This is a genomic window from Salinispora pacifica CNR114 (genome assembly GCF_000514775.1).
Classification (GTDB): Bacteria; Actinomycetota; Actinomycetes; order Mycobacteriales; family Micromonosporaceae; genus Micromonospora; species Micromonospora pacifica.
In genome coordinates this window covers 12493-34406 of sequence record NZ_AZWO01000035.1, presented here as the reverse complement: position 1 = coordinate 34406, position 21914 = coordinate 12493, and the positions used below count along the sequence as shown (strand labels likewise).

Sequence of the window (21914 nt, the reverse complement as noted above, 5' to 3'; positions counted from 1 at the left end):
CACCACTAGGGGAATGGTCGTCAAACGCAGCTTCGTTCCGACACACTTGATCGACCGTGCGGCCGCGCTGGTAACCGACTGGTACCGCACCGACTTAGATCAACGCCGGCTCGCCGAGTTCACGCAGCGGACCTTCGCCCCGCACCTTGGCGACCATCGGGACCTGCTCGCGCTGTTTGCCCAGTCCGGTGTGGCCGGGCTCGCAGGCGAACTCCTTGGCGACGTGACACCGGTCACCACTACGCAGATCCAGATCCGCGTTCCAGAACGCGACCTTGGCCAAGCGCAACCCGAAAAGGCCATGCACGTGGACGGCGTCGCCTGCCCGCACCTCGACCCCGCCGAACTGCGCACCTTCTCGCTCCTCGTGGGTGTCGTGCTTTCCGACATCAGCGACCCGGCCGGTGGCGCCCTGCGTTACGTCATCGGCGGACACCTGCGGATGGCGGAGTGGTTCCGGACCCAATGGTCGCTGGGCATCACCGCCCAAGTACCCCCGCACATCGACGCCGAGCAGGGTACCCCGCTACTTGGCAAGCCTGGTGATGTACTGCTGATGCACCACTTGGTCCCCCACGCCGTTGGGCGTAACCTGACCGCTATGCCGCGGATCATGGCCTATTTCCGCGTATCCCACGTCAACCATGCCAACCGCCGCCTGGCCGCACTTCGCGACCCATGGCTGGACTTCCCGCCACTCGCCGCACGAGTGCGATAGTCGATTCCGGCACCCATGGGTCATTTATTGGCGCATCAGGTGGCGTCAGACATTACTAGCACCATCCTGCACTCGCTTCCGGTCGCGGCTCGGAATGCCCTAGGCCAGTACGCCTTTGCCTCGACTGACCGGCGCAATGCCGTAGTTCGGCAGAACCAGATTAGTGCAGAGCAGAGCATCATGTCCACTCCGAGGCTTGAAGGGCTTATGTCGTGAAATTGATCCGTCCCGACGAACTCCCGCTCGCGATTGAAGCAATCGAAGCTGGCGAACTTGTCGTTGTCCCAACTCGGCGCTGGTACATGATTTGCGCCAACGCGCGCGACCACGACGCCTGCGCGCGCATCTACGCTGGCAAGGGCCGGCCACGATCGAAGTCGTTGGCCTACATACTGCCATCGCTCGGCGCAGCCGACGAGCGGTTCATCATGACGCCGGCCGCAATTCGACTCGCCTCGGACTTCTGGCCCGGCGACCTGGCCATGATTCTCCGTTGGCGAGACTCGGAATACGCCGAGCAGCACCTGTCCGTCGGCGTGCCTAACGCTCTCGTAACCCTGGACTCAGGCCTACTTGGTCAACTTGCCAGACGAAGCCGCGTTCCCATCGTTGCCACGACGGCCAACCTTTCCGACCCGAGTAAAGCGTTCGGGCCAGCGATCACAGCAGCCGAGGTTGAAAGGTTTGTAGCGGAGTCCGAGATCAGCATCGCGTATTGCATCGACGGCGGCATCAGTCCACTGGTCAATCACCTTACTATTGTCGACTGCACCGAAATGCAGGCGAAGATTACGAGATCGGGAGTTGTCCACGACCGCGCTGTCAATGCAGCCATCGCGGCTGCTTCTTGGAACCTGTCTCATGCCAAGAAGTGAGCAGATTCGCGCGGCTTTTGAGAAGCCACACCATTCATGCCAGAGAGAACGCATGGGACGCCACTGACCAGAACGCCATCCGGCCGACAGCAGTGTCGGTGTACGGCCCGAAGTACACAGGCAAGTACATGCCAGGTCGATGACGGTGGCCAGATACTGCCAGCCTTCCCACGTGTTGATGTAGACATCCCACGCGGGTCGGATGTCCGTCAAAGCGGGTCAGGCCACCTTCCACCTCGAACCCGATCAAGAGCGGGTTGATCGGGGATGGTCGAAGTAGCTAGCCGATGGCGAACCAGGTGGGCTCCGCGAGAACAGCCGCGGCGGCGCCTAGGTCGGCGAGCCTCGCGGCGAGCGTGGCGGTGGCGAGTCTCTCGGGCAGCGCCTTGCTGAACTTGAGGCCGGCTAGGGCCTTCTCGTCCACGTGCGGCAGGCAGATCCGTGCAGCGGCGTCTGCCGAGCCTGCCTTCCACTCGGCTGGCAGCAGGTCCTTGCGCAGACGGATGTAGTTGTCCTCGGAGTTCTGCATCGGGTCGGTTGGGCCATCCAGGGTGCTGGCGAGGGTGGCGTTGGCGCGGTACCCGGCCCAGGTCCACCAACGTACGTCGCCTGAGCCGGCCCGGCTGATGACGGTGCCGTCGATCCGGGCAAGTCCGGCGTCTTGGTTTCGGATGTCGGCCAGGCGTGCAGTTGCTCTGTGGGTGAGTCTCACCGGCGGGTTGGCGCCGATGAGGACGTCGCGCATGGCGCGGCTCAGCTCGAAGGACAGACCTGCGATGCCCATGCCGGTCCATCGCGCCCGACCCCCTCCGTCTGCGGGTTCGACGAAGCATCGACGTCGGTTCCAGTCGATGTAGGTGACTTGCCCGCTTCGTCCTCCGAGCAGGAGGCGCCGGGGTCCTTGTACCTCTTCCACCAGGACTGCTGGGTCGACTCGGCCGAGCTCGGTGCGGCCAGCGAGGACGGTGAACTCGGGGGCGGTGGTGAACACCGCGGTCAGGCCCATGAAGTGGCGTCGTCCAAACCGCAGTTCGGCTTCTGGCCCGATGAACACGGTGTCGCCGTCGCGTTCGAGGTATCCCTGGTCGATCAGGTGCCGAGCGATCACGGCCGAGGTCTGGTGCGTGAACGGTTCGAGTCCGTTCCACCATTGCGGCCAGAGGCGTTCCCCGACGCGGTGTTGCTGCAGGCACAGGGCGAGGATCTGTTGAGCGACGATGTGCCGCGGCTCGGGCGGTGGCAGCACTGGCTCGACCCAGCCCCGGCTCCAGAGCACGAGCAGAGCGGCGGCCTGGACCAGTGAGTGGAGTCGGTGGCGAGGAATAGGCAGTTGCGCTGCGAGTCGGGTCGCCGTCCGGTCCGCCCGATGCGTTGTAGGAACGAGGCTACTGTGCGGGGCGCATCGATCTGGATGACCCGGTCGAGGTCGCCGACGTCGATGCCGAGTTCGAGGGTGCTAGTGGAGACGATGACGCAGTCGCGGGCGTCGGCGAAGGCCGCCTCAGCGCGACGCCGTTCGTCGATGGACAGCGAGGCATGCGACAGGAACGTGGTGACGCCATTGGACCGTAACGCGGTGCCGAGTTCTTCGACGCGTTTGCGGGACTCGCAGAAGACCAGGCGCTTTTCTCCTCGATGCAGTGCTGCGATGACCTTAGCTGCGTTGTCGACCGAGCCGACGTAGTCCAGCTCGATGTCGGCTGCCGGTTGCGCCCTTACGGTCGGTGGGGCCACCACCCGTGCGGGTCTTTGTCCGCGTCCCGATCCTTGCAGCCACGCCAGCAGCGCCTCGGGGTTGCCGACGGTGGCGGAGAGCCCGACGCGCTGTACTGGACGGCAGATGAGGTGGCTCAGTCGTTCCAGGACGGCGAGTAGGTGCCAGCCGCGGTCGTCGCCGGCGAAGGCGTGCACCTCGTCCACGACGACAGCACGGACGTCGCGGAGGAACATGGCATGGTCAACGTTGGCGCTGACCAGCATGGCCTCCAATGATTCGGGCGTGGTCAGCAGAATGTCGGGCTGTTCACGTAGGGCTTTGCGCCGATTGCCGGCGGTGGTATCACCGTGCCAGATTGCTGCGCGGCGGCCGAGCCAGTCGGCGTAACGTTCCAGCCTGGGGAGCAGGTTGTTGAGCAGCGCCTTGAGCGGGCAGAGGTAAGGATCGAGGTGCCGGTCCAGCCCTGTTCGGCCATGCGGGACAGCAGCGGCAGCATCGCTGCTTCGGTCTTGCCGCCAGCGGTAGGTGCCACCATGACCACGTCTTCGCCCGCGAGTAGCGGTGCGACGGCGGCTTGTTGGGTGGGGCGGAGTCCGGACCAGCCCATGGTGTTCACCACATGGTGAAGCACGGATGGGTGCAGTTGCCATGCCGCGCCGCGGCCGGCGTCGGTCATGGCAGGTCCAGGCTCACGCGGTTGGCCGAGGTCGCGGCGCTTTCGTCCTCGGTGAGCTCGCCGGTGTCCAGGGTGAGCCCGTAATGCTGGCGGGGGTCGAAATCGTCAAACTCCTCGACCCGGTCGAGCACGTCGGCGACCAGTTTGCGCAGGTAGATTCTGGGAGCCACGCCGACCTTGCCCCCGAGTTGCCCGGTGATAGCCTGCGCGAGGAGGTCGAGGTAGGCGTCGTCGACTTTGGCGGTGATCCGATCGGGCACGGTCGAGCCGTCTCGGTAGAGGTCGCGGATCACCCGGCCGAGCGCACCTAGTTTTGGCAGGTCAAAGCCGGAGAGCCGGAGCTGGACGGCCCGAGGGGAATCGAAGCGCGAGTCGGTGCCGAAATCGGTGGCCAGCCGCTGCGCCAGGGGTGGCAGGCGGTGAACGCCCTGGGGCCCGTCGAAGAACGCCGGTGTGCCGGTGATCACCAGGAAGAGACCGGGGAAGCGGCCGGAATCCACCTCGTCGATCAATTGCCGCATCGCGTTGAGGCCCTTTTCCCGGACGTCGCCGCGGACACGTTGCAGCGTCTCGATCTCGTCGAGCACGACCAGCAATCCGGAGTGCCCCGAATCGCGCAGGATAGTCAGCAGCCCTTGCAGACAGCCCAAGGCGGCGAAGTGGTCAAGGTCGCCGCGTACACCGGCCGCGCGGCGGGCCGCCGCTGCGACGTTCGGCTGACCAGCGAGCCATGCGAGCAGCGCTTCTGCCGTGACGACGTCGCCCGTGGCCCGCGCGTTGCGGTAGCCGCGCAGTGCGGCGGAGAACGCGGGCGTGGTCCGGGCCACCCCAGCCAAGCGCTGCTCCATCAACGCTTCCACCGCCGCGGCGAGCGCGTCCGGGTCGTCATCGGCATGCGCTGGCTCGGCGAGCACGTCTTCTTCGAGGGTGAAAAACCAGCCGTCGATGACGTCGCGGAGCGCGCTCGGCGGGTGCGCGTCGGTGGAGAGTCGCTCGACAAGGCGTCGGTAGACGGTTTCCAGCCGGTGCAGGGGGTCTCGGTCTCGGAAATCTGGATCTCGCTGGTGGCCAGTCCGGCACGTTTGGCGCGTTCGGCCAGCCAGCGGGCGAAGAACGTCTTGCCCGAGCCGTACTCACCGATCGGCTTGACAAGCCGACCTATTCATTCCTTCAGACCCTGCCTGGTGGTGCGGTCGGCGAGGTCCGGCTTGTCTGGCACGAGCCGCTGCAGCGGATGCTCGTGCAGAAGACCATCGACCTTCTCGGGCTCGAGGACGCCGTCGCCTACCGGGAGCCGAGACTGCTCGACCGAGTCGAACACGATCACGTCGTCAAGATCCGTGACGCCCAGCCGGACCGCGACATCCAGCACGGTCTGACTCTCGTAATGGACTATCTGGCCGGCGGGAGCGTGCACAGCGCTCTGCAAGGCGGTCATCGTTTCGGGGTCCGTCGGGCGTTGATACTGGTAGGGCACATTCTCGACGCACTCGACCATTTGCACGCCAAGCACGGATTCTTGCACCGCGACGTCAAGCCAGGAAACGTACTACTTGACGAAAGCCGGGAAACCGCTTATCTCGGCGATCTCGGCTCGGCTGCACCCTTGTCGGTGGAGGTGCCAGGTGGTCTCGGCACCCCCGAACGCATCGACTGGATCGCCCGGCGGGTCGACCCGCTTCTCGCTGGTCAGCCAGCTATCCTCCGCCAGCGTGACCGCACCACCGACCCACCCAGTTGACGTACTACTCCTGCTCACCCACGCCAACCACGTCCTCCTCGCTCTCCGCGACGGCACCGGCTACGCCGACGGCCATTGGAACCTGCCCAGCGGCAAACTCGAACCCGACGAGGACGCAATCAGCGCCGTCATCCGCGAAGCCCGCGAAGAAGTCAACTTGCGGCTCTCCCCGGACGAACTACGGCTCGTCACCACGGTGCACCACCGCAACCCCTCCGGACACACCCGCGTCGGCCTCGTCTTCACCGCCACCCACAATCCTCGCCAGCAGGGCGAACCAACCAATGCAGAACCGCACAAATGCGCCAAGATCGAATGGTTCCCAACATCGCTGCTGCCCATGAACACCTACCCGTACACCACAGCCTGTGTCCAAGCTTTCAGCGACGGCCAACCCCTCGTTCTGGATGGCTGGCGGTAATCCGGACGTCGAAGGCACGACGACACCCGACAAGGGAATTCCGGGCGACCCGGTCGCGGATGCGGCCGGCGGACAGGCGTGGCTGAAGGTTCTTACCGTCGCCGGCAGGGTGCCACGAACGCCCACCGCCCAGCCGGCGACCCGCTGATATGGCCGCCGATGGCCAAGCGCCGAGGAAAGGTGATTGTGATTGCGAAGCCGACCGTCGCCGCGCTGGCGATCATTTCCACCGCTGCTGGTGAGGTGGTGTTCGTCCGGCAGCAGCGCGGCCCGTACGCGGGATGGCTACTGCTGCCCAGCGGCAAGATCGAGTTCGGAGAGTCGGCGCAGGACGCAGCCCGCCGGGAAGCGGTGGAAGAAGCCGGCTTCGAGGCCGGCGAGCTGACACTGACCGGGGTGTACGAAATTCGCGCCGAGAATGGCTCATACCACTTCCTGATGCTCGCCTTCCACGCCGGCACCGCGACCCAGGTAACGGCCGGCGGGCATCACGTGGACGGCGTGCTCCAGACAGCGGTCGATGAGGCCCAACCGCATCCGACGGTGATGCAGATCCTCAACGACGCGGGTGTCGCCCGCTACCCCGCGCGGGACATCAAGGCAGGACTGCGCCGAGACGGAATCCTGATGCGCGGGCATCTGACCGCAACTGCGGGCACCCCGACCTGACGGACTCACTGGCCGGCCGCCAACGCTTAAGAAGTGCGGCGATTCGCATCGACACGGACGGGCGATGACCCTGCTCACGACGTGCATCTTTCTGTCGGTCTTAACCTTGACAGTTCGGGACGCTTCGCGCGTTGCTACCGCTGCACACCGCTGCTCACGAAGGTCGTCGCGGCGGCCACTCCGTCGGCGACCGCGTGGGAGAGCGGGAGCTGGTGGGCGAGCCGCGCGGCGAGAGTGCCGAGGAAGGTGTCGCCCGCTCCGCTGGTGTTGATCGCGTTGACGTGGTGTGCGGGCACGAGCGCGATGTCGTGAGCGTCGCTGTAGGCGGCACCGCGTGGGCCTGCGGTCACCACGGCTGCGCTGGGGCCCAGTTCGCGGAGTTCTCGCGCGGCGGCTGTCGGGTCGTCGTGGTGGTGGCCGAGTATCGCGGCTGCCTCGGCTTCGTTCGCCACGAACAGGTCCAGTGGGGCCAACGCGGCTGGTCCGAGCGTGGGATGCGGTACCAGGTTGCCGATGAGCATCGGTGCACGGTGGTGTCGGAAGACGGCGTCGACGGCGTCGGGTGGGAGATCGAGTTGGGTCACCACGACCGAGGCGCGCAGCCCTGCGAGTCTGCTGCTTACCTGCTCGCCGGTGAGCTCGGTGTTCGGGGTCCGCGCGAGGATGATGCGGTTCTCGCCGTCCGGGTCGACTTCGATGAGCGCGATTCCGGTCGACGCCGACGGCACGAGGTGGAAGCAGGACACATCAACTGCCACGTCGGTCAGGGCCCGGTGCAGGAAGGTGCCCCAGTGGTCGTTGCCGACGTTGGCGATCAGGCTGGTGTGCGCGCCCGCCCGGCTGGCGGCCAGGGCCTGGTTGAGACTCTTACCGCCGGCAGTGGTCGTCGCTGGCGATGAGGCGAACGTCGTGCGGCCAGGAACCGGCGGCCCGGGGATCCGCACAGTGATGTCGATGTTGGCGCGGCCCACGACGGCGACACGCGGCACAGCCGACACCTGCGCCGGCTCGGGCGAGTGGCTCATCCGGCCGTGGCCAGCTGGTCAAGCAGATGTCGTACATCCCGCTGGCCGCGGAAGGGTTCGAGCTGCCGAGCCAGGGCGGCGACGTCGCGGCGGACCCGCGCCGAGCCCGTGGTGGTCGCCACCGTCAACGCTTCAGCGGCTACCGTGGCGGCGTGGCCGGGCTCCGAGGCCGCTAGGTACGCGTGCGCGGTGCGGGAGAGGTATACGCCCCGCTCGCGCCGGTAGCGCTCGGGCCACTCGTTGACGGCCGCCGTGAAACTTCCGATGGCCTTGTCGGCCTGCTGGAGACGCAGCCACCCCTCGCCTTCCTGCGCCGCCAGGTAGGGGCGGGTGCAGAACGATCCGAGAGAGTCATCGCCGCTGGTCGCTGAGGCGTCCGCGACGAGTGAGTAGGCGCTCTCGATCGCGGCCTGGAAGCCACTGACGTCTCCCTGAGCAACGCTGCCATGCGCCTGCTGGACCGCGGCGAAGGCACGCACGAGCGCAGGCGTATCAGGTAGGAGCAACGCTGCACGAGCCAGAGCGGCGACACGGTCCTCATCACTGGTGCGGACCATTCGCTGCGCCTTGCGGGCCAGGACATAGGCCCAGAACTCCTGATCATCGGCCTCCTGCGCGAGGCTTCCCGCACAGTCCAGCCACCGCTCGCCGGCCGCCCGATCTCCCAGGTCGTCGGCGAGCCAGCCCGCGAACTCGCACCACCGCGCCTGCGTGCCGACCAGCCGGTCCCGAAGCTCCCCACGCGCCTGCCTACGCAGAGCGGCGATCAACGCGATCTGCTGCTCCACCGTCGACAGGACAGTGAGGCCGCCGAGCCGGTCGTCGGCTCGCACGAGACACGCGCGCAGCTGCGCGAAATAGTCCACGATGGCGGGATCGACAACCGACGAACGAGGCACATCCACGGCAGTGACAGCCGGCAGCGTCACCACCCTGGCGGCGAGTTCCAACAGAGCCCTTCGACTCACCCGCAACGACACCACCCGCCCATCGGACACTGCTGCAAGGGTAACGACGTCCTCATCACCGACGCCGCTACCGCCAGCCGCCACGACGCCAACGAGCTGCACCGCCGCAGTCAGACCACCCCGGCCGTCAGCACCGTCCACGGCACCGACGTAGCCCAACGGTCCCTCCGCCTCAACGGCCGGGACACCACGAGTACCGGGCGAAGGAATACGGTCCTCGACCTCGCCCCACCGCGCACGCTGCGCCGCGTCGGCTCTCTCCTGATCAAGCTGCTGCTTGAGCCGACGGTAATCGTCATAGCCGGTCAGCAACTCTCCGCCAGCTCCCAGGGCCGCCTCACAACGCTGCCAGAAGACCCGATCCGGGCACTGCCGACCAGTCTCCACCCCAGCGATCGTGGTCCGGGAGACCGGCACCCGCTGCGCCAAGGCCAGCTGGGTCACCCCACGCGCGTTTCGCCACGCCGCGAGTCTCGCGCCCAGCGCCCGTCTCACTTCGTCCACCCGCTGCGGATCGATCACCAAGCCCGCCCCTCCACAACGCCACACGGGCACGACAGCCACATTGACGGAAAGCGACGTCACCCTAACCGACCACGGCAAGACCAGCCAGTAACGACGGCCCACCACCGCACTTGGACCCAGCAGGCAATCCGCACCATGATCAAAAATCCGCCATACGCGGCAACACTCGGGTCGGACGGGCGCGGACGCGAGGGGCGCTCGTCGCACGAGCACCCACCGAGCGCCCCACCCGGGCTACATCGGCACCGTCGCCACCAGGAATGACAACTCCGCGACACCCGCCGCCCAGGCGGGACGATCGACAAGGCCCACGACCGTGCCTCCACAGGACAGACCCAATTTGATCTTGAATACCCGCAGGGTGGCGACCCGCACCATGCAGACCCGGAATAACACAGCCCACTTAGAACGAATGTACGAGAAGCGGTCTTTGTCAGGCCCATGTGCAACGATCTGTCATCGACGGACCGCTAGTTGTCGATGTTGTTCGGGTCGCGGGAGGACCGCTTGGTTATGCATGGGCAGCCGCCCGATCTGTTCACGGTCAAGGACACCTCGTCGGAGCCGTCGACGATCGAGATTCGGTCGCCGGCTGCGGACGCGTCGGCGCGGGCGAGGTGGCGGGCGCTGGTTCTCACCGATCCGGTCGCTCGCCTGGTTCGCAACGCGGCCCATGCCGGTATCGACGACGAGGTCTTCGATCTGCGGCAGTTGGCCCTTGCCGCGATTGACGTGGCAGTTGCCTCGATGGGATTCGCCCGGCAAGTCACCCTGGCGCAGTTGGTGGACACCGTCGCCGGGTTGGCCCGGCTGATGGACGACCGAGACGACTCGACAGCGGCGATTGAGGCTGCGCGGTGGGTGGTCCGGGGCCTGCTCAACGATGCCGAGAATCAGAGCAAGTTTGTGTACGTCTTTCATGACGTGCGTGCGGCGCCGCGGCGACGCGAAGAGTACGCGTTCAAACTGCTGTCGTTGCAGGACAGCCCATCCGGCGCGGTCGTGCAGGCGTCGCCGCAGGCGGTGATGCTCTACCTAAACGGATTGAACCTCGATGTCGACGACGCTGAGGAGGCCCTGTCGGTAGTCTTGCGTCGCCAGTTGGATGACCGCCGTTTCGAGGCTGCCGGCCGGACCGCGGAGACAGCCGAGCGCGCGTCGGTGGCGATGGCGGCCACCCTGGCCGAGATCGTCGAGTCGACCCGCCGCGACGTTCGTTCAGCCGACTGGCTGGTGGATGTCCCGGCACGGCTAGCGCGGGCTCGCAAGCACGTGAAGGCCCGGGTCGAAGCGGACGGCGAGGTAATCGGTCATGTCATGTCCGGTATCGACGCGGAGTCCGATGCCGCAGTCCGACGCGCGTCCGGCGACCTGGTCGAGACGTTGCAGCGTATCCGCGACGTTCACCTTGATCTCGCGTCTCGTGCCGCTGGCGCACGGGAGGTGCTCCAGCAGGCGCAATTGCGCCAGGTTTTCAGCCGGCCCGTACGGTTGCGGCTCCTCAACGTCGAACGGGAGTTGTTCGAGCCGATCTTGACGATGACCACCGCCGAGGCCCAGACGGTGGGCGAGGCGTTTACCGACCGGATTCTGGGGTTCCGGCTGCCGCGGATCCTGCACCTGGGCGATCTGGTGGACACCCTGCTCGCCCCGACCCGGCAAGTCGCGCCGATCGAATACGTGCCCGAGGATCCCGGCGAAGCCGACGAGGCCGATGCCCAGGCATACCCGCCAGAAGTCATCGCGGCAGCCACCCGGATCCTGCGCCAAGCCGAACATGAGCCCGTACCACTCACCCAGCTTGTCGACGCCGCCACCGCCGTCGACCCGGAAGAGGTGGGCGGAGCAGTCGAGGATGTCATCGAACTGGTCACCCTCGCCGCGCTGTGGGCGTATGCCCCCGACGTACCCGAGCCGGGAGACTCGCCCACCGCCGGTATCGACACGTTGATCGCTGCCCTGGCAGCGGAGCGCACCGGTCAGACCATCGACCGGCCCACGGTGTGGGGCAACCAGCTGATGATCTCTTCGACTGAGGCGGCCTCATGAGTATTTCCCTGGAAGACGTCCGGCATGCCGCCGAACTGGTCAGCTTCGGGCTGCGCCACGGTGCCCGGCCGACTGATGGCAATCCCTATGGCCTGCTGCTGCACCGCTACCGCACCGAGACGGTGTTTCGTGACTTGGTTGACGTACTCGCCAGCGGATTCGGCCTCGTCGTGCTGGGGACTCCGGCGCGTACCGGCATCGTTGTGACCACGCAGCCCGGCAGCGTGTTCGCGCTCCGTACTTCCGACCTGCGCAGCACCAACATGAGCCCGGACGACAAGCTGGTGGCGGGTCTGGTCACCCTTGCGATCGCCGCGTACGCCTTCCCCCACCCACGGGACCTGGACAGCACCGACGTCAAGATCATCGAAGTCGTGGCATTGGACACGTTCATCCGCTCGGCAATTACGCGCGTAGCCGCCACGACCGGCGATGACGGCAACGACGCACAGGCGCGCCGCGCCGCCGACGTCTACGACCGGATGAGTGCATTCCTACCCAAAGCGAACCAGGCCGGCCCGGCCAAGGGCTGCACGCAATGGGCCATCGGCGAGGTCCTCGGCTGGCTTGTCGACCGCGGAGCCGCCCGCCCCGCGCCGACCATGGGTGCCACCACGTACCAGCTCACCGACCGGTTCCGGCTCTTGGTCGCCGATGTCGGCGGCGGTGAAGCCCTCGAAGCGCTGCGCACCGCCCGACGCGAATCGGAGACCACCTGATGCCCGCTCCCGCCCGGCTGTGGAAGATTCACCGGATCTACCTCGACCGCATCGGCGCCCCTGCAGCCCGCTTCCGGGACGTCTGGCTGGAGTTCGGCAGCCGCACCGGCAATCCGCTCGACACGATCCTGTGGATGCGCAACGGTGGCGGCAAATCCACGCTCATCGCGCTGATCTGCGCGTCGATCCGGCCCGCGCGCAACGACTACCTTGCCACCGCAGAAACCGGCCGCCACCTTGAAGACTGCGTGTTGGGCGCCGACACCGCCCACATTGCCATCGAATGGCAGGATCCCGACGGGCGACGCATGGTCACCGGTGCCGTCTATGAATGGGCCGACCGTATCCAGCCCGCCGACCCGAACGCCTCCTGGGAACAGCTGCAACAACGGTGGTACGCCTTCACTCCCTCGCGCCCGGCCGCCGAGATCGATTTTTTACCGTTTCATGACGTCAACCAGCGCCCGACGACCTTGAAAGCGTTCGCCGACGCGATCACGGCACTGCCACCCGAAGCGGACTCCGTGGTGGTCGAATACAAAGATCAAGGAAAGTGGACGAGCGCCCTGCAGGACCGTGGCCTGGACCCCGGTCTGTTCACCGCCATCCTGAAGATCAACGCCAGCGAAGGCGGCATCGAGAAGCAGTTCAAGTTCTCCACCACCGACGACTTCGTGCGCTACCTGCTCAGCCTGGTCGGCGACTCCGCAACGTCCCGCAAGTTGTCGACAATGCTGGGCAAACACCGCGCCAGCATCGCCCGGCACCCGCGGCTGCGTACCGAACTCGACTTCACGCAAGAAGCCGTCAAGCACCTCGAACTACTCAAGGCCGACCACCAGCGGCTCCATGAGGCCGAGAAGGTCCGCGCCACGAAACGCCGCCGTGCACGAGCGCTGGCCGCTTCCTACGCCGCGACAGCCGCCCATGCCCGCACCCAGATCGCTCGTCACAACGAAGACGCCGGCCACCAGCGCGACCGTCAGAAGCAGGCCGCCGACAACGCCGATGCCTACGAGCGTCTGCACCGCGAATACCAGTGGTGGGCAGCCCATCTGCTCGACGCGGCCGCCCGTGCGGCCAGCGCAGCGGCTGAGGGTACCGCCAAAGAGCGTCGCCGACTACGCCAGGCGTGGCAGTTGGTCCCCACCGTGGTCCGTTACACGGAGCTGTCAGCACAGCTCGAGGGCCTGCGCGAGCAGCAGGCACGCGACGAAGCCGACGCCACGCCCGTCCGTCAGCGCTACCAGCATGCTGCTGCCCAGCTGATCGCGGTACTGCACCGATCCCGACGCGAACTCGAACCGGTCATCGTCGCCAACGATGAGGCCGCCGCCGCTGCCGAACGTGAACTGCAGAAGGCCCGGGACAAGATCGGGAACGCTGATCGTGAACTCGGTGCTCTGACTGCCGAGAGCAACCAGCTCAAGCACAGCATCACCGTGTTCGAGACAGCCGTCGCCCGCGCCGTCGCCGACGAGCACCTACCAGCTGGCGCTGATCTGGCTAGCACGCACGCAGCATGCGCAGCCCAGCACACCCGGCTGCTACACCGGATGGACGTGGAACTACCGCAGGCGGCTGCCGCGCTGGCCGAGGCGCGTGCGCCCATCGACACGGAACACCAGAAGCTGGGCACGAAAATCACCGACCTTGAAGCCGCGCTGCGCGAACTGAACGGCGAACGTCAGCCGCTGCTTAACCAGATCAACCAGCTCAGCAGCCATAACCGTCTCACCCTGCTAGCCCAAGCCGACACCGTTGACCCGATCGCCGCAAATAGCACTCTCCAACAGGCGCTGACCGACGCGATCATCGCTATCGACCGCGAACGTATCGACCTCGCCGTCGATGACGCCGACGACCGGCGCGCGCTGCGATCACTGGCCCAGCAACCGGGCCTGCTCCCGGCGTCACTTGACCTGACCCGCGCTGCCGAGGTCCTGCGCGAGCACAACATTCCCGCAGCTACCGGCTGGCACTACCTTGCCGACGCGGTAGCACCCGCGTTGTGGCAGCGCGCCATCGCCGCCGCGCCGTCCCTGGTCGCTGGCCTACTGGTGTACGACGCCAGCGATCTGGACGCCGCCCGACAACACCTGGACTCAGCTGCGCTCACCCCAGGCACCACCGTGCAGGTCTCCACCACCCGCGCCTTGCAAGCTGCCATTGACGCCGGCACAAGTGCAGTGGAAGGCTTCGTCGTACCGCCAGCGGCAGCGCTCTTCGATCGCGACGCCGCCGCCACTGAGATCGAACGCCGAGAGGCGGCCAGCGCGTCCCGGGACGAGCACATGCGCCAACTTGGCCTCGCCCGCGACCGCGACAAACAGCTGATCCGCGAACTCACTCTCCTGGCCACCAGTTGCCCTCCGGGCCACCTCGAGCACCTCGCCGCCGAGCACGAGCGCATCACCGCAGGTATCGCCGCCGCGCGGAAACGTCACAGCGAGCTCAACGCGCAGCGGGTCGACTTCGATGTTCGCGCCGCGGAGCTGAGCCAGCAACGTGAGGAGGTCACCCAAGAGGAAAGGATCGTGGGTTCGCGCGTCCACATCCTCGGCGGCTTGGCCCAGCAACTGCCGACCATTACCGAGATCCGTGCCCGGCTGACGCAGATACCTGCTGCACGCGAAGACCTCGAGGCCGCGCGGGCGACCGCAGTGGCATCCGAGCAGAAGTACCGCAGGACCGCCGAGAGGGCGAAGGGCGACGCTGACCGCGACCGGCGGTCCATAGCAGAGTTCCTTCGCGAGGCCACCGAGCTCGCCGACATTGGAGGCGAGGCGACCGCCGACTCCGAGGCCGTCACGCTTGCGCAGGCGCGAAGCACGTTCGACACCGCCCGCACGGCCCATCAGATTCGCGCATCGCGCAACGTGATCGCCGCCCAGATCGAGAGCCTAGCTGGGCAGACCTCACGCCTGGCCGCCACCGTGGCCACGGCAGACCAGGACGTCCGGCACCTCGCCAACGACCTTGCCGCAACCCCCGCTGCGGCCGACCCTGTGGTGACCGCCGAGCTCGCAGCGACTGCCGAAGAGCAGTACGCCACGGCGGTAGGCGAGGCGGCCGTCAAACGCGCCGAGGCCAAGAACGCCGACGCGGCCCTGCAAAAGGCCAGCGGCGACCGCCCGACTCGGGCCGAGCTAATGCTGCCGCTCACCGAACCCGCCGACCTCGACCACGCCCTGCGCCTTCGGGCCGACACCGACGAACAGCAGAAGTATCACCGTGCACAGCAACAGACGGCAGCCAACGTTTTCGCCAGCCTGGATACGCGAATTGAACGTCTGACGAACGATGCCGACCAGTTCGACAACCTCGCCACCAGCCTCACGAGCGAAGACGAGCAAGCCACGGATGCCGCTGTGCCACCCACCGTCTACGCAGGAGCAATCACCGACGCCATGACCGAGGCCGACACGGCTCGCAAGGAACTCGCCAAAGCCGACCGAAACTTTAATACCGCCCGCAACGCCGTCACCGAACGCGGGCACGCCATCAACCGCTGGGTCGGCGAGGCTCGATTCGCTACCGTCTCCGCCGAGGTGAAAGACCGGTTCACCGGCGGTGAACACACCACCGGGCTGGCCGAGGAAGCCGACCACCTCATCGCCGAAATCGCCCTCTACCGGGCCAATCTTCAAGGACAGCTTGACGAGGTCGAGCAGGACAAGGAGATCGTCGTCTCCGCGCTCTGCGAGGAAGCACGCACCTGCCTCAAAATGCTGCAACGCGCCCAGACGCAGGCGCAACTACCTCCTGGCATCGGCGAACACCTCAAGAATCGCCGCTTTCTCGACGTCGGCCCGAAGTCCGGCGTCGACACCAGCCCAGCCGTCATGCGCAGCCGCATCAGCACCCTGGTCGACGGCCTCGTGCAGAGCGAAGCCAAAACGCAGCCCGACGGCAAAACCCTGACCTGGCAGGCTGTCTCCGCCGCCGTCGGCGGTCCCGGCAACTTCATCGCCCGCGTCCTGAAGCCCTCCACCAACCTCGCCGACGAACGCGAACCCGTCGAACGCATGGGCAAATGGTCCGGCGGGGAAAAGGTCACCATCAGCCTGCTGCTGTTCTGCATGCTCGCCCGCCTACGCGCCGCCAGCCGCGGCACCAATCATCCCGGCTTGGGCGTCCTGCCCATGGACAACCCCCTCGGCACCGTCAACTACGTCGCGTTCCTGGATCTGCAACGACGGGTCGCCGCCGCCAACGGCATTCAGCTCATCTTCCTGTCCGGCCTGGCCGATATGCGCGCCATCGGCCGCTTCCCCAACATCATCCGGATGAAGAACACCCACAACCACGATCGCACCTACGCCCAGGTCAGCGACCGCGACGTCAGCGACGACACCCTCGCGACCGCCATCACCACCGCGAGGCTCACCTTCCCCCTCCAAGAGAGCCTGCTGTGACCGGCCTCAGCCCGCTTGCCCGTCACTTGGCCGCGACGGTCACCGCCCATCGCACCGCACGGATACCACTCGGCATCCTGCGAACCGCAGCCCACGCCGCGGACCTCTCACTCGCCGGCGACCCCGACGCACGCCGTAAACTCGCCGGCGCGCTCGACGAGCTCACCGTCGCCGGCATCATCCGCAAACCAGCAGCCGCAACGCGCGCTGCCTGGGACCACACCCTCCAGCCACCACTACCCAACTGGGTCCAACGCCCCGTCGCAGAACGACCTCCAACAGCCGGCCCGGCGACGGTCACCACCACCTGGCATGCACGACTCGCCTGGGCCGCCACGTTTGTAGCCACCGAACGCCCGACCGACAACGAACTCGCCCTGCTCCACGCGGCCAACCGCTACCTCGCCGAACACCAGCCACCCGAGATCGTCCCGATGCGGGAACGCTCCTGGGAGTTACTCCGCGAAGAGAAAGCACTCGACACCCTCAGCCGGGGACGGCTCTTCGCCGCGAACCGCCTTACCCTGGCAGACCTACATTGCGAGCGCATACCCTTACCCCTCGTCCAATGGCAGATCGGCGACGGCCCCGCCGCGCTCATGGTCGAGAACCACACCACCGCCCACAGTCTCGCCCACTGGCTGCCCGCCGACGGCTCCGTCGGCACCGTCATCTGGACCGGGGGCAGCCAGCTCCCGCAGATTCTTGCCTCAATACCGGCGGACTGGACCCGTCCTCTGCACTATTACGGAGACCTCGACCTGCGCGGAATCGAGATCGCCGCCGACGGCGACCATCACTCCCAGGCCCTCGGGCTCGGTCCGCTGACCCCGGCGTCGAACCTGTACCGACTGCTGCTGGATGTCGGTACGCCGATCAAACCCAGGACCCGTGCCCGGCTCATCGCCGCCGACCACGCCATCCTCAACTGGTTCCCGCCCGATCTACGCACGCCCATCGGCGTCATCATCGCGGCCGGCCTACGCATCCCTCAGGAAGCCACCGGACGCAGCCAATTGATCAGCATCGACCCGAAAGACTTCGACCCCTGCGGCGTCCCGACGGGCTCTCCATCCTCGCCGGGAGTTGATCGCCGCAATTCGCCGGCCACGCAGCACGGCCGTGCACATTCATGAGTGCAGCCCTTCGGCGTCGGCGGCGTCGGCGAGGGCGACTAGCTCCGCCTCGGTCGCCCACCGCAGGCTGCTTCCGGTCGGTGATTTGGTGACCCGGATCAGGGATGTCACATGCTGGGCGACGGCCAGCATGTGACTGATGACGACAACCAGCCGTCCGGCGCTTGCCTGGGTGGACAGAGCGTCGAGCGCCTCAGCCAAGGCCGTCTGGTCGAGTGTCCCGAAGCCTTCGTCAAGAAAGAGCGCCTCGGCCCGGCCGCCGCTACTGCTGGCGTGTTCGACAAGCGCCAAGGCCAATGCCAAGCTGGCTTGGAATGTTTCTCCGCCGGAGAGGGTCTTCACGTCCCGCAGGCGGCAGGTGTGCTCGTCCCATACCTGGAAGTCGGTGCCGAACGCGAACTGCCCGAGGGACATGCTGCGCAGGAGGCCGGTAGCTGTTCCCAGCAGGGTTTGCTGACGCTCATGCACGACCTCGGCCACGAACTTCCCGTCGCCCAATAGCTTTACCAGAGCGTCAAGGCCGTCCACGTGTGGCTGGGCGATCTTGAGGCGGCCCACGAGATCGTCGTACTCGACCGTTTTAGCGGTCGCGTCCTGATAGGTGCTGTCTGCGATCGCCTTGCGCCCGATCGCATCGCTGAATGCCTCTTCGAGCGGTTTACCGCCGGTCGGCGCTTCCGCGGTAATCGCGGCGCTCTGCTGTACACATCGGTGTCGGACCTCGTCGAGTTGGAGGAGCTGTTGGTCGGCGACTGTCGTCGCGTCCAGCCCCTCCTCAGCGACCTGGGCGGCCCAATCGGCAAGAGCGTTGACGTCGGCTGCGACGTCGATGTCGGGTGCTTCCGGCAGCGACAGCGCCGCCGCGACCGCGACCTGCGCGGTTCGTAGCCTCAGAACGGCTTGGCTGGCGGTCCCAGCCGGCTTGGTCACGTGTTCGGCGCGGCGCACGTCGAGTTCCTGGCGCAGTGTGCCGAGCTGTTCCAGGTCGACGTCGATTCCCTCAATCATCTGCCAACGCTCGGCGAGGTCTTTCTGCTCGCGGTTGGCGGCCTTTTGCCGCACGGCCACGGCGTCCGCGGTGGCCTCGTCGGGCCGGTATCGTTGCGGCACCTGCTTGGTGAGCTCGGCGATTCCAGCCTGGAGCTTCTCCAATTCACGTCCTTCGCGGTCCACCGCGGCGGCATTGCGCTCGACCTGGTTGCCAAGGGCTTTGGCCTTGGCGGCGGCCTCCGCCTTGCTCTTGCGTAAGGTGCCGACGCCTTCAGAGAGGACGGCATGCTCTTCGACGGCCCGCTGCAAGGCGGACAGCTGGGCGGCGAGGATCACATCATCCTCGGAACTTAAGACGATCGGGCCGAGCTTCGCGGTGAGGGCGTCGATGGCGTTCTGCGCTCGAGTGTTCTGCGCCGTTAGGTCCTGGGTTGCCCGGTCAGCGAGGGCCTGTGCTTCACGGTGAGCAGCGACTGCCTCGGTGACCGCGTCACCGGCCTTCTTTGCCTTCCTCTGAATAGAGGTGAGGGTGCGTTCTGCGGCCTTGAGGTCGGGTGCGTGGGGCGGGGTGTACTGGTCGGGTAGTGGGTGTTCGCACACAGGGCATGCGTCGCCGGGTGCCAAGCCCTCACCAGCGTGGGCGGCGGCGTTGGCCCTCCGCTGGGCCTGCAGCGCCGCGTCAGCGGCGGCGACCTCCCGGCCGAGGGCGACGGCAGCTTCGCGTACCTTCTCCAGGCCCGCAGCCGTTTGGGCCGCCCTACCGTCGAGACGCTGCTTGGTCTCGGCGAACTCCCGGCGTTGCTCGGCGAGGTAGCGGGCGTTGTCGAGGGCGGCGCGAAGTTTCGCCAGATCGCCCTCAAGCCTGTTGACGACACCGGTGTGGTCGGCGAGCGCGGCTTCTGCCTCCGCGAGGAGCGGCTCGTACCGCGTGTGCTCAGTGGAGGCTGCTGAGGCGTCCGCCCGCAGGTCTTCGAGGGCCTGCACATCCGTTCGATGGCGTTCGCGGCGCTGCGCCTCGTTGATCATGCGTTCGTGAAGTTGGGACAACTGTTGAATTGCCGTCGTGAGGTCGTCCGCCTTCGATCCGCCGGGCCGGAAGTCACCCAGCTCGGCGAGAAGTCCTTCCCGTCGGGCGCGCAGCGGCTCGGCTCGGGCGGTGAGTTCGTTCTCCTGGTCGGTAATCTCACGATCGAGCCTGGCCAGCTGACACAGCCGCTGCGGCGCATCGGTCTGGGCGGCCTTCGACAGGGTCGTCCGCAGCTTTGTGAGGGCGGCATGCTGTTCGGCTGCGGTCTTCGCCTCCTCAACGAGGTCGGCTACGGCGGCCTGTGCTTGTTTGAGGTGGCCGAGCTGCTCACCAATCGCTTTCGCCTCCGCAGCGGCGGTCTTGGCGGTGATTCGAGGGTCTCCGAGTGTCGCTTTGCGGGCACGCAGGTCGGCGAGGGCGGGAGTGAGTGCGTCGCGGCGTTGGCGGGCACGGTCCGCGATCGTGTCAAGGATGTCGAGACCGAGTAGGCCTTTGAGGATGCCGGCGCGTTCACCGTTGCTAGCATGCAGCAGCTGCTCGAACTTGCCTTGGGGCAGGAGGACCGAGCGAAGGAATGTCTTGTTGTCCATGCCGATGAGCTGAGCGACGCGGGGGGTGACGAACCTACCGTGGACGACCTCGCCGCCGTCGAGCGACTCGAGCTTGTGAACCGTTCCGGTGGGCTTCCTCGACAGTTGCCGGGTCACCCGCCACGGGCGCCCACGGGCCTCGAACTCCAGGGCCACGGCCAGGGTGCCGTCGCCGCCGTCGGCGATCAATACCTTCGGGGACGGTGCGTCCCAGGTCGTGGTGCCGAAGAGCGCGAAGTTGATTGCGATCAGGACGGTTGATTTACCGGCGCCGGTATCGCCGATAATCCCGACGAGGTCGCGGCCACGGAAGTCGATGTGCTGCCGGCCGACGTAGGAGCGAAACCCGGAGAAGGTGAGCTGCAGCGGCTTCATGCGGCACCGCCGATCCGGGTGATGAGCTGTTCCTCGGCCGGGAAGTACGGGTCGCGCTCGTCCTGCGCCGCGGCAAGGAACTCGGCCATCATGCTGGTGACCGTATCGATCGGCGCGATGCCCGCCCCGTGCTCGTTCACGTACTGCTCGAACGATTCGAGCAGGCTGCGTTGCACTGGTATCTGCCCGGGCTCGACGACGTCGTTGCGGGGCTGGGCCCCGGCGACGCGCTGCTGCACGTCCAGCACCCGAGCCTTCGCCAGCAGGGTGTGGACGCGTTGCGCGAGCGCGGGTTCATACGCCGGGGTGTGCACCGTGACCAGGCACAGCGCATCGCCGATGCTGCCGGCTTGTTTCAGCAGTTCGTCCCAGGTGCCGTCGAACTTGATCAGTGCTCGGCCGCCGCGGAGCGGGACCTCCTCGCACACGGTCTGCCTGCCGGGCTCGACGGTCACGAGGGTCACGCTCTTGCGTTGCCCGGCCTCGCCGAAGTCGAGCGGGATCGGCGAGCCTGCGTAGCGTCCGACGACCCGGCCGGGCAGCGGCTGCGGCTGGTGGATGTGGCCGAAGGCGGCGTAGTCCACGGCGGGGATGGCGTCGGGGTCGACGGCGAACTCTTCGGTGGTGTGGCGGGCCCGTTCGCTGCCGGCGAGTCCAGCGCCAGTGACGTGCATGTGGGCGGTGAACAGAGTGACCTCGGACTGTGGGTCCAGCCCGTCCGACAGGCCGGCGGTGATCCGGGCCTGCAGGTCGGCGAGCTGTTCACGGTAGGTGCTCGACCACGACTGAACTCCGGGGACGGTGGTCACGCGTTGGGGATAGATGAACGGTAGGACCCCGATCCGGGCTCGGGTGCCGTCACGGCCCTGCACGATCAGATAGTCACCGTTCGCGCCGAGCGGCTGGCTGACGAAGTGCAGCTGGTGCAGGCGGCCGAGCTTGTCGAGGTAGCGGTGCAGGGCGACGTTGTCGTGGTTGCCCGCGACGACGATCGTGGGGGCGATCGTCGCCAGTTCGGCGAGCCAGCCGACGACGCGTTCGATGTCGGTGTGGCTGACCCTGGAGTGGTCGATCAGGTCCCCGGAGTGCAGGATGCCGTCGGGTCGGTGTTGCTTGGCGATGTCGATGATTTCGGCCATGGCGTCGGCGAGGTCGGACATCCGGGGCTCGTTGTAGGTGGTCCGGCCGGCGTGCCAGTCAGAGGTATGTAGAAAGAGCACGGCAATGTCGCCTTTCATCCGGCTGCGTCGCGGCGCAGCCTGAGGCATCGGGAGC

The 21914-nt window shown here is 66.8% G+C and carries 15 protein-coding genes and 2 pseudogenes; 9 read left to right on the top strand and 8 right to left on the bottom strand.

Annotated features, from left to right (window positions below; genetic code table 11):
- Positions 1–13 precede the first annotated feature (13 nt).
- Positions 14–718 carry a phytanoyl-CoA dioxygenase family protein gene (locus tag B118_RS0119715; protein ID WP_202902348.1) on the top strand — a complete coding sequence of 235 codons (705 nt, stop codon included), beginning with the start codon at positions 14–16 and terminating at the stop codon, positions 716–718.
- Between the two features lie 212 nt (positions 719–930).
- The gene (locus tag B118_RS30770) at positions 931–1593 is read left to right on the top strand and encodes an L-threonylcarbamoyladenylate synthase (protein ID WP_080678089.1); all 663 of its coding nucleotides are present in this window, start codon (positions 931–933) and stop codon (positions 1591–1593) included.
- Between the two features lie 280 nt (positions 1594–1873).
- Here the strand turns inward: B118_RS30770 and B118_RS33930 are convergent, their stop codons facing one another.
- The 4 genes and pseudogenes from B118_RS33930 to brxD all read right to left on the bottom strand — a co-directional run bounded on the left by B118_RS33930 (position 1874) and on the right by brxD (position 5085).
- On the bottom strand, positions 1874–2701 hold the full coding sequence (locus B118_RS33930) for a hypothetical protein (protein WP_202902347.1): 828 nt from the start codon (positions 2699–2701) through the stop codon (positions 1874–1876).
- Positions 2698–3327 (bottom strand): helicase-related protein, encoded by a 630-nt coding sequence (locus B118_RS33925; protein WP_238324037.1) that lies wholly within the window; start codon positions 3325–3327, stop codon positions 2698–2700. The genes B118_RS33930 and B118_RS33925 overlap by 4 nt, the downstream gene beginning before the upstream one ends.
- A 117-nt stretch (positions 3328–3444) precedes the next feature.
- Positions 3445–3845, bottom strand: a pseudogene (locus tag B118_RS33920) (DEAD/DEAH box helicase); the annotation flags it as partial.
- Positions 3846–3982: 137 nt separating this feature from the next.
- Positions 3983–5085 (bottom strand): annotated as a pseudogene (gene brxD / locus B118_RS28655) (BREX system ATP-binding protein BrxD).
- Here brxD and B118_RS30765 point away from each other — a divergent pair.
- The 3 genes from B118_RS30765 (at position 5038) to B118_RS0119695 (ending at position 6817) form a co-directional block, all read left to right on the top strand.
- Positions 5038–5727 carry a protein kinase domain-containing protein gene (locus tag B118_RS30765; protein ID WP_080678093.1) on the top strand — a complete coding sequence of 230 codons (690 nt, stop codon included), beginning with the start codon at positions 5038–5040 and terminating at the stop codon, positions 5725–5727. The pseudogene brxD and the gene B118_RS30765 overlap by 48 nt on opposite strands.
- Complete coding sequence (locus tag B118_RS0119700; RefSeq protein ID WP_028193274.1) at positions 5699–6148, top strand: NUDIX hydrolase; 450 nt, start codon at positions 5699–5701, stop codon at positions 6146–6148. The genes B118_RS30765 and B118_RS0119700 overlap by 29 nt, the downstream gene beginning before the upstream one ends.
- Before the next feature lie 186 nt (positions 6149–6334).
- Positions 6335–6817 (top strand): NUDIX hydrolase, encoded by a 483-nt coding sequence (locus tag B118_RS0119695; protein WP_238324028.1) that lies wholly within the window; start codon positions 6335–6337, stop codon positions 6815–6817.
- 134 nt (positions 6818–6951) lie between these two features.
- Here B118_RS0119695 and B118_RS28645 read toward each other — a convergent pair whose 3' ends face one another.
- Entirely contained in the window at positions 6952–7806 is an 855-nt protein-coding gene (locus tag B118_RS28645) for a ribokinase (protein WP_162173360.1), read from the bottom strand.
- Positions 7807–7838: 32 nt separating this feature from the next.
- Complete coding sequence (locus B118_RS28640) at positions 7839–9332, bottom strand: helix-turn-helix transcriptional regulator (protein ID WP_050592835.1); 1494 nt, start codon at positions 9330–9332, stop codon at positions 7839–7841.
- A 516-nt stretch (positions 9333–9848) separates the two neighbouring features.
- Here B118_RS28640 and B118_RS0119675 point away from each other — a divergent pair.
- The 4 genes from B118_RS0119675 to B118_RS0119660 are packed head-to-tail and all read left to right on the top strand — an operon-like array spanning position 9849 to position 17657.
- Positions 9849–11384, top strand: coding sequence for a hypothetical protein (locus tag B118_RS0119675; protein ID WP_155256576.1), 1536 nt, complete (start codon positions 9849–9851; stop codon positions 11382–11384).
- Positions 11381–12103, top strand: coding sequence for a hypothetical protein (locus B118_RS0119670; protein ID WP_028193271.1), 723 nt, complete (start codon positions 11381–11383; stop codon positions 12101–12103). The genes B118_RS0119675 and B118_RS0119670 overlap by 4 nt, the downstream gene beginning before the upstream one ends.
- Complete coding sequence (locus B118_RS32185; RefSeq protein WP_043541616.1) at positions 12103–16521, top strand: coiled-coil domain-containing protein; 4419 nt, start codon at positions 12103–12105, stop codon at positions 16519–16521. The genes B118_RS0119670 and B118_RS32185 overlap by 1 nt, the downstream gene beginning before the upstream one ends.
- Entirely contained in the window at positions 16518–17657 is a 1140-nt protein-coding gene (locus B118_RS0119660) for a Wadjet anti-phage system protein JetD domain-containing protein (protein ID WP_028193270.1), read from the top strand. Before B118_RS32185 ends, B118_RS0119660 begins: the two co-directional genes overlap by 4 nt.
- Here B118_RS0119660 and B118_RS0119655 read toward each other — a convergent pair.
- Both B118_RS0119655 and B118_RS0119650 read right to left on the bottom strand, forming a co-directional pair.
- On the bottom strand, positions 17652–20639 hold the full coding sequence (locus B118_RS0119655) for an AAA family ATPase (protein ID WP_028193269.1): 2988 nt from the start codon (positions 20637–20639) through the stop codon (positions 17652–17654). The genes B118_RS0119660 and B118_RS0119655 overlap by 6 nt on opposite strands.
- A complete protein-coding gene (locus tag B118_RS0119650; protein WP_028193268.1) occupies positions 20636–21877 on the bottom strand; it encodes a metallophosphoesterase family protein in 1242 nt (413 codons plus the stop codon). The genes B118_RS0119655 and B118_RS0119650 overlap by 4 nt, the downstream gene beginning before the upstream one ends.
- Between the last annotated feature and the right edge of the window lie 37 nt (positions 21878–21914).